This window comes from Comamonas sp. Y33R10-2 (assembly GCF_019355935.1).
Taxonomy (GTDB): Bacteria; Pseudomonadota; Gammaproteobacteria; order Burkholderiales; family Burkholderiaceae_C; genus Comamonas.
Window position 1 is genome coordinate 2,890,698 of record NZ_CP079925.1, and the last position, 16,358, is coordinate 2,907,055.

General features: G+C 55.3%; 11 protein-coding genes and 5 tRNA genes. All 16 read left to right on the forward strand.

Going from position 1 to position 16,358, the window contains the following annotated elements; genetic code table 11:
* Window positions 1-82: 82 nt before the first annotated feature.
* The 16 genes from KUF54_RS12925 to rsmB all read left to right on the forward strand — a co-directional run bounded on the left by KUF54_RS12925 (window position 83) and on the right by rsmB (window position 16,332).
* On the forward strand, window positions 83-703 hold the full coding sequence (locus KUF54_RS12925; protein ID WP_219343213.1) for a TetR family transcriptional regulator: 621 nt from the start codon (window positions 83-85) through the stop codon (window positions 701-703).
* Window positions 704-776: 73 nt separating this feature from the next.
* Window positions 777-852, forward strand: a tRNA-Arg gene (locus tag KUF54_RS12930).
* Window positions 853-930: 78 nt separating this feature from the next.
* Window positions 931-1,016, forward strand: a tRNA-Tyr gene (locus KUF54_RS12935).
* 57 nt (window positions 1,017-1,073) lie between these two features.
* Window positions 1,074-1,147: transfer RNA gene (locus tag KUF54_RS12940), tRNA-Gly, on the forward strand.
* A gap of 43 nt (window positions 1,148-1,190) precedes the next feature.
* Window positions 1,191-1,265: transfer RNA gene (locus KUF54_RS12945), tRNA-Thr, on the forward strand.
* A gap of 76 nt (window positions 1,266-1,341) precedes the next feature.
* The gene (gene tuf, locus KUF54_RS12950; protein WP_219343214.1) at window positions 1,342-2,532 is read left to right on the forward strand and encodes an elongation factor Tu; all 1,191 of its coding nucleotides are present in this window, start codon (window positions 1,342-1,344) and stop codon (window positions 2,530-2,532) included.
* Window positions 2,533-2,541: 9 nt separating this feature from the next.
* Window positions 2,542-2,617: transfer RNA gene (locus KUF54_RS12955), tRNA-Trp, on the forward strand.
* An 88-nt stretch (window positions 2,618-2,705) separates the two neighbouring features.
* Window positions 2,706-3,089 (forward strand): preprotein translocase subunit SecE, encoded by a 384-nt coding sequence (secE, locus tag KUF54_RS12960; RefSeq protein WP_219343215.1) that lies wholly within the window; start codon window positions 2,706-2,708, stop codon window positions 3,087-3,089.
* Window positions 3,089-3,676 carry a transcription termination/antitermination protein NusG gene (nusG, locus tag KUF54_RS12965; protein WP_219343216.1) on the forward strand — a complete coding sequence of 196 codons (588 nt, stop codon included), beginning with the start codon at window positions 3,089-3,091 and terminating at the stop codon, window positions 3,674-3,676. Before secE ends, nusG begins: the two co-directional genes overlap by 1 nt.
* A 125-nt stretch (window positions 3,677-3,801) precedes the next feature.
* On the forward strand, window positions 3,802-4,233 hold the full coding sequence (rplK, locus tag KUF54_RS12970; protein WP_012202438.1) for a 50S ribosomal protein L11: 432 nt from the start codon (window positions 3,802-3,804) through the stop codon (window positions 4,231-4,233).
* Window positions 4,234-4,929 carry a 50S ribosomal protein L1 gene (gene rplA / locus KUF54_RS12975; protein WP_219343217.1) on the forward strand — a complete coding sequence of 232 codons (696 nt, stop codon included), beginning with the start codon at window positions 4,234-4,236 and terminating at the stop codon, window positions 4,927-4,929.
* A gap of 225 nt (window positions 4,930-5,154) precedes the next feature.
* Entirely contained in the window at window positions 5,155-5,679 is a 525-nt protein-coding gene (gene rplJ / locus KUF54_RS12980; RefSeq protein ID WP_219343218.1) for a 50S ribosomal protein L10, read from the forward strand.
* A 36-nt stretch (window positions 5,680-5,715) separates the two neighbouring features.
* On the forward strand, window positions 5,716-6,087 hold the full coding sequence (gene rplL, locus KUF54_RS12985; protein ID WP_219343219.1) for a 50S ribosomal protein L7/L12: 372 nt from the start codon (window positions 5,716-5,718) through the stop codon (window positions 6,085-6,087).
* Window positions 6,088-6,363: 276 nt separating this feature from the next.
* On the forward strand, window positions 6,364-10,476 hold the full coding sequence (gene rpoB, locus KUF54_RS12990) for a DNA-directed RNA polymerase subunit beta (RefSeq protein WP_219343220.1): 4,113 nt from the start codon (window positions 6,364-6,366) through the stop codon (window positions 10,474-10,476).
* A gap of 121 nt (window positions 10,477-10,597) precedes the next feature.
* Window positions 10,598-14,824: a DNA-directed RNA polymerase subunit beta' gene (gene rpoC, locus KUF54_RS12995; RefSeq protein WP_219343221.1), complete on the forward strand. Its 4,227-nt coding sequence runs from the start codon at window positions 10,598-10,600 to the stop codon at window positions 14,822-14,824.
* 122 nt (window positions 14,825-14,946) lie between these two features.
* Window positions 14,947-16,332 (forward strand): 16S rRNA (cytosine(967)-C(5))-methyltransferase RsmB, encoded by a 1,386-nt coding sequence (gene rsmB / locus KUF54_RS13000; RefSeq protein ID WP_219343222.1) that lies wholly within the window; start codon window positions 14,947-14,949, stop codon window positions 16,330-16,332.
* Window positions 16,333-16,358 lie beyond the last annotated feature (26 nt).

Here is a 16,358-nt window from a genome sequence, read left to right on the forward strand (position 1 = left end):
TTGAAAGATCTACATGAGCACATGTTTAAAAGAGCTGATTTCATTGTGCGCTGCATGGAAACGTTTGATTTAAAGGTGAGTTATGGCGCGAAGAACCAAAGCTGAAGCAGATGAGACGCGTACCAAGCTGCTTGATGCTGCGGAAGAAGTGTTTTTTGAAAAAGGCGTATCTAAAACATCGCTTGGAGATATTGCTTTACGTGCCGGTGCCACAAGAGGCGCGGTGTACTGGCATTTCAAAGACAAGATGGATGTCTTTGTCTCCATGCTGGGGCGCGTATGTTTGCCTTTCGATGAAATTTGTGACGATCGCTATGCTGAATTGCCACCTTTAGAGAGTGTTCGTCAATCTATTCGGTATGTGTTCGAGAGCCTGGATCAAGGGGAGCGCAGGCGTAAGGTTTTTGAGACGGCGCTCTTTAAGATGGAGTATGTCGGCGAGCTGGCTGGCGTGCGCTTGCAGCATGTTGAGAGTTCATTTGAGGCTCGCGATAAATTTGCACGAGATTTGCGAGCCGCAGCGGCAGAGCAATCGGTTCAGCTGCAAGTGTCAGCAGAAGAGGCCGCATTAGGTTTGCACTCTCTTTTTGTGGGGCTCATCCATGGCTGGACGCTTACAGAAGGCAGTTTCTCATTGCTTCAGGTGGGCTCGGTGTCGGTGGATGTCTATTTATCTGGATTAGGTTTTCGGTTGGATTTGTAATTTCGGTACGTAAACCCGTGCATAATTGCGCCTGTTGAATTGTTGTTGGTTGTGCAAGCGATCTAACGGGTTCGCGGCTGTAGCTCAGTGGATAGAGTATTGGCCTCCGAAGCCAAGGGTCGTGGGTTCGATCCCCGCCAGCCGCACCAATGCCGAGATTGGCAAAGCAAAAAGAAATATCAGATTTCTTTTTAAGCCAAAAACGGTGCTACAATTCAAATCTCTTCGGAGGGGTGGCCGAGTGGTTAAAGGCAGCAGACTGTAAATCTGCCCGCTAACGCGTACACAGGTTCGAATCCTGTCCCCTCCACCATTTTGGTGAAGAAGAAAAAGATTGCTGAGAAGCAATCACGCGCAGCAGTAAATCTGTGCGGGAGTAGTTCAATGGTAGAACCCTAGCCTTCCAAGCTAATGACGCGGGTTCGATTCCCGTCTCCCGCTCCAGTATGTGAGCAAAAATTCTTTGAAGTTGCCTTGCAGCTTCATTGCCCATGTGGCTCAGTGGCAGAGCACTCCCTTGGTAAGGGAGAGGTCGCGGGTCCGATTCCCGCCATGGGCACCATTTTCTGGTGCGATCACTTAACTGGGTAGCGCCGAAATCATCTTGTAGTCAATTAGTTTTTTCGGAGTCGGAAAAAATGGCAAAAGAAAAATTCGAGCGCAATAAGCCCCACGTTAACGTTGGCACCATTGGTCACGTTGACCACGGCAAGACAACTCTGACGGCTGCTATCGCTACCGTTCTGTCGAAGAAGTTTGGCGGCGAAGCCAAGGCCTACGACCAGATCGATGCTGCTCCTGAAGAAAAGGCACGTGGTATTACTATCAATACCGCTCACGTTGAGTACGAAACGGCTAACCGCCACTACGCTCACGTTGACTGCCCAGGCCACGCTGACTATGTGAAGAACATGATCACTGGTGCTGCTCAGATGGACGGCGCTGTGCTGGTTTGCTCCGCTGCTGACGGCCCTATGCCCCAGACTCGCGAGCACATCCTGCTGTCGCGTCAAGTTGGCGTTCCTTACATCATCGTGTTCCTGAACAAGGCCGACATGGTGGACGACGAAGAACTGCTGGAACTGGTCGAAATGGAAGTGCGCGAGCTGCTGTCCAAGTACGACTTCCCCGGTGATGACACTCCTATCATCCGTGGTTCCGCCAAGCTGGCTCTGGAAGGCGACCAATCTGAAATTGGTGAACCCGCTATCCTGCGTCTGGCTGAAGCTCTGGATACATACATCCCCACTCCTGAACGTGCTATCGACGGCGCGTTCACGATGCCTGTGGAAGACGTGTTCTCGATCTCCGGTCGCGGCACTGTGGTGACTGGCCGTATCGAGCGCGGTATCATCAAGGTCGGCGAAGAAATCGAAATCGTCGGTATCACTGATACCGTCAAGACCATTTGCACCGGCGTGGAAATGTTCCGCAAGCTGCTGGACCAAGGTCAAGCTGGCGACAACGTTGGCCTGCTGCTGCGCGGCACTAAGCGTGAAGACGTCCAGCGCGGTCAAGTTCTGGCTAAGCCAGGCTCGATCAAGCCACACACACAGTTCACTTCCGAAGTGTATGTGTTGTCCAAGGACGAAGGCGGTCGCCACACTCCTTTCTTCAACAACTACCGCCCTCAGTTCTACTTCCGTACAACTGACGTGACCGGCTCCATCGAACTGCCAGAAGGCAAGGAAATGGTTATGCCTGGCGATAACGTGTCGATCACTGTGAAGCTGATCAACCCCATCGCTATGGAAGAAGGTCTGCGCTTCGCTATCCGCGAAGGTGGTCGTACTGTCGGCGCCGGTGTGGTTGCCAAGATTATTGCCTAATAGATTTGTAGGGGTATAGCTCAATTGGCAGAGCGTCGGTCTCCAAAACCGAAGGTTGTAGGTTCGATTCCTACTGCCCCTGCCACCTCTTAATGGTGGAATCAGCAAGAGCCCGCCTTTGGCGGGCTTTTGTGTCTTAAAATTGCGCAAATTTTGTGCATTTGAAACGAATTATGTCCACTACTCAGGTTGAAACAGTCAGCTCTATGGCTGACAAAGCAAAAATTGCCGCAGTTGCGGCTTTAGTTGTTGCTTCTATTGCTGGCTTTTATCTGCTGAGCAAGCAAGGTGCACTGGTGCAATGGTCTGCTTTGATCGTTGGCTTGGTGTTATCTGCATTCGTTTTTCTGATCTCTGAGCCAGGTAAGCGCTTCATTGGTTTTGCCCGTGATGCTTGGCGTGAAGTGAAGAAGGTCGTCTGGCCAACCCGCAAAGAGACGACGCAAATGACGTTGTATGTCTTTGCCTTTGTTGTGGTCATGGCTTTGTTCTTGTGGTTCACCGATAAGACGCTTGAGTGGGTCTTGTACGACCTGATTTTGGGCTGGAGGAAGTAATGGCTGATACTGTCGAAACAGATGTGAACGGTGGGGCAGCGGCATCCGCCAATCCCGATCTTCGCTGGTATATCGTCCATGCCTATTCAGGTATGGAGAAGGCTGTCGAACGTAATATTACCGAGCGCATTGCGCGCTCGGGCATGCAGTCCAAGTTTGGCCGCATTTTGGTGCCTTCTGAAGAAGTGGTGGAGATACGCAATGGCGTGCGCCGCACTACAGATCGCCGTTTGTTCCCTGGCTATGTCTTTGTTGAGATGGTCATGGAAGATGATACTTGGCACTTGGTCAAGCACACCAGCAAGGTGACTGGCTTCGTGGGCGGTGCAAAAAATCGCCCTGCACCTATTTCTGAAGCCGAGATCCGTAAGATCGTCGATCAGATGCAGGAAGGTACCGAGAAGCCGCGTCACAAGGTCGAGTTCATGGTGGGTGAGTTGATTCGTGTCAATGAGGGTCCGTTTGCGGACTTCAACGGCTCTGTTGAAGAAGTCAACTACGACAAGAATCGTTTGCGTGTATCGGTCACGATCTTTGGCCGAGCAACTCCTGTGGAATTGGAATTCTCTCAAGTTGAGAAAACCTGAGATTCGCAATACAATCGAGGGCTTCGCATTTTTTGACTCAATGCGAAGCTTTTTTATAGAGTCAAACACCTCGGGGAGCTGCTTGCATAGTTTGCACGTAGCGCTATACCCGTAAGGAGCTTAACATGGCGAAAAAAATCGTCGGCTTCATCAAGCTGCAAGTGCCAGCTGGTAAGGCCAACCCTTCCCCTCCCATCGGTCCTGCGCTGGGTCAGCGTGGCCTCAACATCATGGAATTCTGCAAGGCGTTTAACGCCCAGACCCAAGGTGTCGAGCCAGGTCTGCCTTTGCCTGTGGTGATCACGGCTTTTGCTGATAAGAGCTTCACGTTCATCATCAAGACCCCTCCCGCAACTGTTCTGATCAAGAAGGCTATCAAGCTGGACAAGGGTTCTTCGAACCCTCTGAAGAACAAGGTCGGCAAGATCACACGTGCTCAGCTGGAAGAAATTGCTAACACCAAGCTGAAGGACATGAACGCCGCTGACGTCGACGCTGCTGTGCGTACGCTGGCTGGCTCTGCCCGTTCCATGGGCGTGATTGTGGAGGGCGTGTAAATGTCCAAGTTGACTAAGAAGCAAAAAGCTCTCCAGGGCAAGGTTGACTCCAACAAGCTGTACGCTTTCGCTGACGCTGTGGCGCTGGTGAAGGAAGCTGCAACTGCCAAGTTCGATGAATCCATCGATGTGGCCGTGCAACTGGGCGTAGATGCTAAGAAGTCGGACCAAGTGGTGCGCGGCGCTGTTGTGCTGCCTCACGGTACTGGTAAGACTGCTCGCGTGGCTGTGTTCGCACAAGGTGCTAAGGCTGAAGAAGCTAAGGCTGCCGGCGCTGACGTGGTCGGTATGGACGACCTGGCCGCTATGGTCAAGGCCGGTGACATGCCCTTCGACGTGGTGATCGCTGCTCCTGACGCTATGCGCGTTGTGGGTCAGTTGGGTCAAATCCTGGGCCCACGTGGTCTGATGCCTAACCCCAAGGTTGGCACTGTGACTCCTGACGTCGCTACGGCTGTGAAGAACGCCAAGGCTGGTCAAGTGCAGTTCCGCGTGGACAAGGCCGGTATCATTCACGGCACTATCGGCCGTCGCTCGTTCGACTCCGATAAGCTGCAGGGTAACCTGGCTGCTCTGATTGACGCCCTGAACAAGGCTAAGCCTGCTACCAGCAAGGGTCAGTACCTGCGCAAGGTGGCGGTGTCGTCGACTATGGGTGTGGGCGTTCGCGTCGATACACAGTCCATCTCGGCGTAATTGCTAGAAATCGTCAGATGAGCCTGGCTCATCTGGTGTGGTGGGCTGCAGGAGTTGTTGCTTCTGCAGGCCATCCAAGACCGTTGGTGTGATGAGATCACTTAATCGCGAAGGCCAACGCAGATGGCGATCCCGCTGCAGATGGAGTTTTTCCTAAACAGTTGGTCGCTGCAACAAGAGCGCGCATGAGGGACCTGTCCCGAGTGTGCATTTAAGGAGTAGACCTTGAGTCTTAATCGCAGTGAGAAAGAAGCGGTCATCAACGAAGTGACCAGCCTCGCCGCTAAAGCTCAAACGCTTGTGATCGCGGAATACCGTGGCATCACGGTCGCCGACATGACCAAACTGCGTGCTGATGCTCGCAGCAAGGGTGTGAGCCTGAGCGTGTTGAAAAACACCTTGGCCCGCCGTGCTGTCGCCGGTAGCGCGTTTGACGTGGTGGCTGACCAGATGACTGGTCCTCTGATCTATGGCTTCTCTGAAGACGCAGTGGCTGCCGCTAAGGTGGTTGCTGACTTCGCGAAGACCAACGATAAGTTGGTGATTCGCGCAGGCGTTTTCGGTGGCAAAGCCCTGGACGTGAACGGTGTGAAGCAACTGGCTAACATTCCTTCCAAGGAAGTGTTGCTGGCACAAGTGTGCGGCTTGCTTATGTCCCCCATGTCGCGTACAGCCGTTGTGCTGGGCGCTCTGGCGGCAAAGAAGAGCGAAGGCTCTGCCGAAGTGGCAGCCGAAACAGCCGAAGCCTAAGCGCTCGGCAAAACCAACAAATTTTAGGAAATCAAAATGGCATTCGATAAAGACGCATTCTTGACCGCCCTGGACAGCATGACTGTTCTGGAACTGAACGACCTGGTCAAGGCAATTGAAGAGAAGTTTGGCGTGTCCGCTGCTGCTATGGCTGCTCCTGCTGCTGCTGGCGGCGGTGCTGCTGCTGCTGAAGAAAAGACTGAGTTCAACGTCATGCTGCTGGAAGCTGGCGCGAACAAGGTTTCCGTGATTAAGGCTGTGCGTGAAATCACTGGCCTGGGTCTGAAGGAAGCTAAGGATCTGGTTGACGGCGCTCCTAAGGCTGTCAAGGAAGCAGTTGCCAAGGCTGACGCTGAAGCTGCTGTGAAGAAGCTGATCGAAGCCGGTGCTAAGGCTGAACTGAAGTAATTCAGTAAAATCAAGGGCTGGAGACTCTTAAAAGGGTCTCCAGCCTTTGGCGCTTGTGAAACGCGCTGAAAGAACACACCAGAAAGCAGGTTTCTTCGGGAGTCTGCTTTTTAGTGTCTTCTGACAATCCGACAGCAGAAGATGCCTTGGTTCGGGTGGTGTGCAACGCATCACCGTCAGCCATGGTTGGTAGTGGCCAACCGCCAAGCCCGCAAGGTAGTCCCTTGTGGGGCAGTCGTCGCAGACCCAGGACTCATGTCTTTGCCCGGAGATCTCATGGCCTATTCTTATACCGAACGCAAGCGAATCCGCAAGAGTTTCGGCAGCCGCGATAGCGTGCTCGAAGTGCCTTATCTGCTGCAGATGCAAAAAGATGCCTATACAGCATTCTTGCAGGCAGATGTAGCCCCCAAAAAACGCACTATTGATGGCCTGCAAGCGGCCTTCAATTCTGCTTTCCCTATCGTCTCTCACAATGGTTTTGTGGAGATGAAGTTTGTCGAGTACAACCTCGCCAAACCCGCTTTCGACGTTCGTGAATGTCAGACCCGTGGTCTGACCTTTGCTTCCGCTGTGCGCGCTAAGGTCCAGTTGATCATTTATGACCGTGAGTCTTCGACATCACAGTCCAAGGTGGTCAAGGAAGTGAAAGAGCAAGAAGTCTACATGGGCGAAGTGCCCCTGATGACCGAAAAAGGCTCCTTCATCATCAACGGTACCGAGCGCGTGATCGTGTCTCAGCTGCACCGCTCGCCTGGCGTGTTCTTTGAACATGACAAGGGCAAGACCCATAGCTCGGGCAAGCTGCTGTTCTCGGCACGTATCATCCCTTACCGCGGCTCTTGGCTGGACTTCGAGTTCGATCCCAAGGACCTGCTGTACTTCCGCGTTGACCGTCGTCGCAAGATGCCTGTCTCCATTTTGCTCAAGGCTATTGGCCTGACGCCTGAAACCATCTTGGCGACGTTCTTCGTGAACGACAATTTCCGCCTGATGGACAGCGGTGCGCAGATGGAATTTGTGGCTGATCGTCTGAAGGGCGAAGTCGCTCGTTTCGACATCACCGACAAGGCTGGCAAGGTTGTCGTCGCTAAGGACAAGCGCATCACTGCGCGTCACACTCGCGAACTGGAGCAATCTGGCACCAAGTTCGTCAGCGTGCCTGAAGACTTCCTGTTGGGCCGCGTGCTGGCCAAGAACATTGTTGATCCAGACACCGGCGAAATCGTCGCCAAGGCCAACGAAGAACTGACGGAAGCACTACTCAAGAAGCTGCGCAGCGCTGGTGTGCAAGATGTTCAATGCATCTACACCAACGAACTGGACCAAGGCTCTTACATCTCGCAGACTCTGCGTACTGATGAAACCGTGGACGAGTTTGCTGCCCGCGTTGCCATCTATCGCATGATGCGCCCCGGCGAGCCGCCAACCGAAGATGCAGTTCAGGCCCTGTTCCAGCGCCTGTTCTACAACCCGGATACGTACGATCTGTCGCGCGTGGGCCGCATGAAGTTCAATGCCAAGATCGGCCGCGAAGGCGCGACCGGTCCCATGGTGCTGTCCAACGAAGACATCTTGGCTGTGGTCAAGATTTTGGTGGACCTGCGCAATGGCCGCGGCGAAGTCGATGACATCGACCACCTGGGCAACCGCCGCGTGCGTTGCGTGGGCGAATTGGCCGAAAACCAGTACCGTACCGGTCTGGCACGTATCGAAAAGGCTGTGAAGGAACGTCTGGGTCAGGCTGAGCAAGAGCCCCTGATGCCTCACGACCTGATCAACTCCAAGCCCATCTCGGCTGCTCTGAAGGAATTCTTCGGTGCGTCGCAGCTGTCGCAGTTCATGGACCAGACCAACCCTCTGGCAGAAATCACGCACAAGCGTCGTGTTTCCGCTCTGGGCCCAGGCGGTCTGACTCGCGAACGTGCAGGCTTTGAAGTGCGTGACGTGCACGTGACCCACTACGGTCGCGTTTGCCCTATCGAAACGCCTGAAGGTCCAAACATTGGCCTGATCAACTCGCTGGCTCTGTACGCCCGCTTGAACGAGTACGGTTTCATTGAAACCCCGTACCGCCGAGTGGTGGATGGCAAGGTCACGATGGAAATTGACTACCTGTCGGCCATCGAAGAAGGCAAGTACGTAATCGCTCAGGCTAACGCCGAGCTGGATGCCGAAGGCAATCTGGTGGGTGACTTGGTGTCGGCCCGTGAAAAGGGTGACTCCACACTGCTGTTGGCCGAGCGCGTTCAGTACATGGACGTGTCGCCTGCGCAGATCGTGTCGGTTGCTGCTTCGCTGATTCCATTCCTGGAACACGATGATGCGAACCGTGCCTTGATGGGTGCCAATATGTCGCGTCAGGCTGTGCCTGTGCTGCGTCCTGAAAAGCCCATGGTCGGTACTGGTATCGAGCGCGTTGCTGCGGTTGACTCCGGCACTGTGGTGACGGCTAAGCGTGGCGGTATCGTTGACTATGTTGACGCGACCCGTATCGTGATTCGTGTGAACGACGACGAAGCCGTTGCTGGCGAAGTTGGCGTGGACATTTACAACCTGATCAAGTATCAGCGTTCCAACCAGAACACCAACATCCATCAGCGCCCCATCGTTAGCCGCGGTGACCTGCTGGCCAAGGGTGATGTGCTGGCTGACGGCGCATCGACCGATCTGGGTGAAATCGCTATCGGCCAGAACATGCTGATCGCGTTTATGCCTTGGAATGGCTACAACTACGAAGACTCGGTGATGATCAACGAGCGCATCGTGGCTGACGATCGCTACACCTCGATCCACATCGAAGAACTCGTTGTGATGGCTCGCGACACCAAGCTGGGTGCCGAAGAAATCACACGCGACATTCCCAACCTGTCCGAGCAGCAACTGAACCGCATGGACGAGTCGGGCATCATCTACGTGGGTGCAGAAGTGCAACCCGGCGATGTGCTGGTGGGCAAGGTCACACCTAAGGGTGAAACTACGCTGACTCCTGAAGAGAAGCTGCTGCGCGCCATCTTCGGCGAGAAGGCTTCCGACGTGAAGGACACATCGCTGCGTGTGAGCCAGGGCTCTTCGGGCACCGTGATCGACGTGCAAGTGTTCACGCGTGAAGGCATCCAGCGCGACAAGCGTGCTCAGCAAATTATTGATGATGAGCTCAAGCGCTTCCGTCTGGACCTGAACGACCAGTTGCGTATTGTGGAAGCTGACGCTTTTGACCGTATCGAGAAGCTGCTGACTGGCCGTGTTGCCAACGGTGGTCCTCAGAAACTGTCCAAGGGTGCCAAGATCGACAAGGCGTATCTGGACGGAGTGGAGAAGTTCCACTGGTTCGATATTCGTCCTGCTGAAGACGATGTGGCCGCTCAGCTGGAGTCCATCAAGAACTCCATCGAACAGCAACGCCACATGTTTGATCTGGCGTTCGAAGAAAAGCGCAAGAAGCTCACGCAAGGCGATGAGTTGCCAGCTGGCGTGCTGAAGATGGTCAAGGTTTACCTGGCTGTTAAGCGTCGTCTGCAGCCTGGTGACAAGATGGCCGGTCGTCACGGTAACAAGGGTGTGGTCTCCAAGATCACTCCTGTGGAAGACATGCCTTTCCTGGCTGATGGCTCCACCGCTGACATCGTGCTGAACCCGCTGGGCGTGCCTTCGCGTATGAATATCGGTCAGGTGCTGGAAGTTCACCTGGGCTGGGCCGGTAAGGGTCTGGGCCAGCGCATCGGTGACATGCTGCAAAAGGAAGCCCGTGCTGCTGAAGTGCGCGCCTTCTTGGAAGAGATCTACAACCGCAGCGGTCGCAAGGAAGAGCTGTCGAACCTCGACGACAGCGAAGTCATGTCCATGGCCAAGGAATTGACCACTGGCGTGCCTTTCGCAACTCCTGTGTTTGATGGTGCTTCTGAAGCCGAAATCAAGGACATGCTGCAACTGGCCTACCCTGACGACATCGCAAAGGCCAAGGGCCTGACCGAGCCTCGTACACAGGCCTACCTGTATGACGGCCGTACTGGCGAGCGCTTTGAGCGTCCGACCACCATCGGCTACATGCATTACCTGAAGCTGCACCACTTGGTCGACGACAAGATGCACGCCCGCTCCACAGGTCCTTACTCGCTGGTTACGCAGCAACCTCTGGGCGGTAAAGCTCAGTTCGGTGGTCAGCGTTTCGGTGAAATGGAAGTGTGGGCGCTGGAAGCTTATGGCGCCGCTTACGTGCTGCAGGAAATGTTGACTGTGAAGTCCGATGACGTGGTGGGTCGTACCAAGGTGTACGAGTCCATCGTCAAGGGCGAGCACTCGATCGAAGCGGGCATGCCCGAGTCGTTCAACGTGTTGGTCAAGGAAATCCGCTCTCTGGGCTTGGATATCGAGCTCGAGCGTTCTTAACGCCTACTAAACAGAGAGCTGCAACCGCTTGAAAAAAAGGATTTGCGCTTGGTTCTTTCCTCAAACCAAGGCAAATCCAGCGGTGGCTGCAATGATTTTTGACGAAAAGGGAAAGAGTTACATGAAATCGCTACTCGACCTGTTCAAGCAATTTACGCCTGATGAGCATTTTGATGCCATCAAGATTGGCTTGGCTTCGCCCGAAAAGATCCGTTCGTGGTCTTTTGGTGAAGTAAAGAAGCCTGAAACAATTAACTACCGTACCTTCAAGCCTGAGCGTGATGGTCTGTTTTGCGCCAAGATTTTTGGCCCAATCAAGGACTACGAATGCCTGTGCGGTAAGTACAAGCGCCTCAAGCACCGCGGTGTAATCTGCGAGAAGTGCGGCGTTGAAGTGACGCAGACTAAGGTTCGCCGTGAGCGTATGGGTCACATCGACCTGGCCGCTCCTTGCGCCCACATCTGGTTCCTGAAGTCCTTGCCTTCGCGCTTGGGCCTGGTGCTGGACATGACGCTGCGTGACATCGAACGCGTTTTGTACTTTGAAGCCTACGTGGTGACTGACCCCGGCATGACTCCGCTGAAGAAGTTCAGCATCATGACCGAGGACGACTACGACGCTAAGCAAATCGAGTACGGCTACGACGAATTCACCGCCAAGATGGGCGCTGAAGGTATCAAGGACCTGCTCGAAGGCATCGATATCGACATCGAAACCGAACGCCTGCGCAACGACTTGACCGGCTCTGAAGTTAAGGTCAAGAAGAATGCCAAGCGTTTGAAGCTGCTCGAAGCATTCAAGAAGTCTGGTATCAAGCCCGGCTGGATGGTGATGGAAGTGCTGCCCGTGCTGCCTCCCGATCTGCGTCCTCTGGTGCCTCTGGACGGTGGCCGTTTCGCCACTTCCGACCTGAACGATCTGTACCGCCGCGTTATTAACCGTAACTCGCGTCTGCGCCGCCTGCTGGAGCTGAAGGCTCCTGAAATCATTGCTCGCAATGAAAAGCGCATGCTGCAAGAAGCGGTTGACTCGCTGCTGGATAACGGTCGTCGCGGTAAGGCAATGACAGGCGCTAACAAGCGTGCTCTCAAGTCCTTGGCCGACATGATCAAGGGTAAGAGCGGTCGTTTCCGTCAGAACTTGCTGGGTAAGCGCGTCGACTACTCCGGTCGTTCCGTGATTACCGTGGGTCCTTACCTCAAGCTGCACCAGTGTGGTCTGCCTAAGCTGATGGCTCTGGAGCTGTTCAAGCCTTTCATCTTTGCGCAGCTCGAGCAGCGTGGCATCGCCACGACCATCAAGGCTGCCAAGAAGGAAGTGGAAGCCGGCACGCCAGTCGTGTGGGACATCTTGGAAGAGGTCATCAAAGAACACCCGATCATGCTCAACCGTGCGCCTACGCTGCACCGTTTGGGTATCCAGGCGTTCGAACCTATCCTGATCGAAGGCAAGGCGATTCAGCTGCACCCGCTGGTTTGCGCTGCGTTCAATGCCGACTTTGACGGTGACCAGATGGCTGTTCACGTGCCTTTGTCTGTGGAAGCACAGATGGAAGCTCGCGTGTTGATGCTGGCCTCCAACAACGTGCTGTTCCCCGCTTCGGGTGAACCCTCCATCGTTCCTTCTCAGGACGTGGTGCTGGGTCTGTATCACGCCACGCGTGAAAAGATCAACGGCAAGGGCGAAGGCATGGTGTTTGCCGACCTGATGGAGCTGCAACGCGCTCTGGATGCCGGTGAGACCGAACTGCACGCCAAGATCAGCGTGCGCCTGACTGAGTGGAACAAGAACAAGGAAACTGGCGAATTTGAGCCCGTGACCTCGCTCGTGGAAACCACTGTGGGTCGTGGTTTGATGTCTGAAATCCTGCCTAAGGGCCTGGCTTTCAGCAACATGAACAAGGCGCTGAAGAAGAAGGAAATCTCCAAGCTGATCAATGCCTCCTTCCGCAAGTGCGGTCTGAAGGCAACGGTGGTGTTTGCGGACAAGCTGCTGCAAAACGGTTTCCGTCTGTCCACACACGCTGGTATCTCGATCTCCATCGATGACATGCTGGTGCCTCCACAAAAGGCCGACATCCTGGCACGCGCTGAAAGCGAAGTGAAGGAAATCGAGCAGCAGTACGTATCGGGTCTGGTGACCTCCGGTGAGCGCTACAACAAGGTTGTGGACATCTGGGGCAAGGCCGGCGACGACGTGTCCAAGGTGATGATGGACCAGCTGAAGGTTGAAAAGACCACTGACCGTCACGGCAACGTGGTGGACCAAGAGTCCTTCAACGCCATTTACATGATGGCTGACTCCGGCGCCCGAGGCTCCGCAGCTCAGATTCGTCAGCTGGCCGGTATGCGTGGTCTGATGGCCAAGCCTGATGGCTCGATTATTGAGACGCCTATTACCGCGAACTTCCGCGAAGGCCTCAATGTGTTGCAGTACTTCATCTCCACCCACGGTGCTCGTAAGGGTCTGGCGGATACGGCGTTGAAGACAGCGAACTCGGGTTACCTGACTCGTCGTCTGGTGGATGTGACGCAAGACTTGGTCGTGAACGAACAAGACTGCGGCACCTCCAACGGCTACATGATGCGCGCCATCGTCGAAGGCGGTGAAGTGATCGAATCCCTGCGCGACCGCGTGCTGGGTCGTTCGACCGCTGAAGACGTGCTGCACCCAGAGAACCGCTCTGTGCTGCTGCCTGCTGGTACCTTGCTGGACGAAGACCTGCTCGAAGAGCTGGAAGTCTACGGCGTGGACGAAATCAAGGTCCGTACTGCACTGACCTGCGAAACCCGCTTTGGTCTGTGCGCAACTTGCTATGGTCGCGACTTGGGTCGTGGCGGCATGATCAACCTCGGCGAAGCCGTGGGTGTGATCGCCGCTCAGTCCATCGGTGAGCCTGGTACACAGCTGACCATGCGTACGTTCCACATTGGTGGTGCAGCTTCGCGTGCAGCTATCGCGTCGAGCGTGGAAGCCAAGTCCAATGGTTCCATCGGCTTTAACAGCACGATGCGCTATGTGTCCAACACCAAGGGCGAGCTGGTAGTGATTTCCCGTTCCGGCGAAATCGTGATCAGCGAAAACGGCCGTGAGCGTGAGCGTCACAAAGTGCCTTACGGTGCCATCTTGACGATCAAGCCTGATGAAGTCATCAAGGCCGGCAAGATCTTGGCTAACTGGGATCCTCTGACTCGACCCATCATTACGGAATACGCCGGTCGCGTGAATTTCGAAAATGTGGAAGAAGGTCTGACGGTTGCCAAGCAGGTCGACGAAGTGACTGGTCTGTCCACTCTGGTGGTGATCGATCCTAAGCGCCGCGGCTCCGCCAAGGTGATTCGTCCTCAGGTCAAGCTGATTGATGCCAACAACCAAGAAGTCAAGATCCCCGGTACCGATCACTCGGTAACGATTGGCTTCCAGGTGGGCGCGCTGATTCAAGTGCGTGACGGCCAAGAAGTGGGCCCAGGCGAAGTGCTGGCGCGTATCCCTGTTGAAGGTCAGAAGACCCGAGACATTACCGGTGGTCTGCCACGTGTGGCCGAGCTGTTCGAAGCGCGTACACCTAAGGACAAGGGCACTCTGGCCGAAATGACCGGTACCGTGTCGTTCGGTAAGGAAACCAAGGGCAAGATCCGCCTGCAGATCACTGATCTGGAAGGCAAGGTCTCTGAAGAGCTGGTGCCTAAGGAGCGCAACATTCTGGTCCACGAAGGCCAGGTGGTGAACAAGGGCGAATCGATTGTGGACGGCCCAGCCGACCCACAAGACATCCTGCGTTTGCTGGGTATCGAAGAGCTGGCTCGTTACATCGTTGACGAAGTGCAGGACGTGTACCGCTTGCAGGGTGTGAAGATTAACGACAAGCACATCGAGGTGATCGTTCGCCAGATGCTGCGTCGCGTGATCATCGAGAACTCTGGCGATACCACCTACATCCAGGGTGAACAGGTCGAGCGTTCCGAGGTGCTCAACACCAACGAAGCTATGCAACGTGATGGCAAGATCCCCGCTACGTACTCCAACGTGCTGCTGGGTATTACCAAGGCGTCGCTGTCGACCGACTCGTTCATCTCTGCGGCTTCCTTCCAGGAAACCACCCGTGTTCTGACCGAAGCTGCCATCATGGGCAAGCGCGACGAACTGCGTGGTCTGAAGGAAAACGTGATTGTGGGTCGTTTGATTCCTGCCGGTACCGGTTTGGCATATCACCAAGCTCGCAAGGCCAAGGACGAAATGGACGACGCCGAGCGCCGCTCCATCGCCGAGGCTGAAGAAGCTGAGCTGGCCGGTGTTCTGGCCGACGACGCTGAAGTTGCTCCTGCGGGCAACGCATCGGCTGAGTAAGCAAAGCCCTGATCTGAAGCTGGCAACGGCTTTGGATCACTGCTGATGCACCGCGCTCCCGCTCTGCCATGTGCAGACGGGAGCGTTTTTCATTGATTTCCTATTTCTCAGGTCTGCATTTCATGACTTCCACGCCGTCCAAACCCAAGAACGCCAGCCAAGGCGCTGCCACACCCAATGCGCCTGCCCTATGGCAACAGCTGGATGCCGTGGCCAAGGCCTTGCACGGCATTTTGGGTGGCCAGTCCAGCAAGACCGTGCTGGCACAGGTGCCGCCGCGTTTGCGTCCGGGTGTGCAGGCGTTGCTGTTTCAGGTGCTGCGCAATCTGGGCCGTGCTCAGGCACTGCAAAAACAACTGGTGTCGCGTGCTCCGGCTCCCAAGGTCAGTGCTTTGCTCAGCACGGCTTTGGCTTTGGCATGGGATGAAGACCATGCGCCTTATCCTCCATTCACGCTGGTGAACCAAGCGGTGGAAGCTGCCAAAAATGGCAGCGCGCGTGCGCAGTCGGGCTTTATTAACGGCTGTCTGCGTCGTTTTTTGCGCGAGCGCGATGAACTGGTCGCCGCGACTGATGGCGATCCGGTTGCAGTCTGGAACCACCCTGCTTGGTGGATTGCTCGCCTTAAGAAAGACCACCCTCAAGATTGGCAGGCGATTCTTGCGGCCAATAACGATCAGCCGCCCATGACGCTGCGCGTTAACAAGCAAAAATGCACGCCAGTCCAATATCAGTCTGCACTAGCAGCTATGAATTTGAAAGCGCAGCTAGTGGCTGATGCCGGCCTTCAGCTGGAGCATGCTGCGCCTGTGCAAGAGCTGCCGCACTTTGAGGAAGGCTGGGCCTCGGTTCAAGACGGTGCCGCTCAGGCTGCCGCGCCTTTGCTGTTGAACGGAATGGCGCTGCCCCAAGGCCGCCCCCTTCGCGTGCTGGATGCTTGTGCAGCCCCCGGTGGCAAGACTGCGCATTTGCTGGAGCACGCCGCTCCCGGCAGCATTGAAGTGACAGCGCTGGAAATTGACCCCGAGCGCGCCCGCCGCATTGGCGAAACACTGGCCCGTTTGGGTCTGCAGGCAAAGGTGGTGGTGGCCGATGCCTCCAAACCTCAAGACTGGTTTGAGTCGCAATGCGGTGGCCTGCCTTTTGATGCCATTTTGCTGGATGCTCCCTGCACGGCCTCGGGCATTGTTCGCCGCCAGCCCGATGTGCGCTGGTTGCGCCGCGAAAGCGATGTGGCCCAGCTCGCCACCATTCAGTCCAAGTTGCTTGATACGCTGTGGCCGCTGCTGCAGCCAGGCGGCCGTATGGTCTATTGCACTTGCTCGGTATTCAAGTCCGAAGGCGATGTACAGGTGCAAGCGTTTCTTACGCGCAACACTACCGTGACCAGCTTGCCTGCTGCGGGACATTTATTACCTGGTAGTGCGGCAAAAGTTGCCCCTGTGTCTGACAATCCCTTGGGTGACCACGACGGCTTCTTTTACGCACTGCTGGAAAAATCGCGCTAACGCTGCGGCGGGAGCCGTATGGCGTA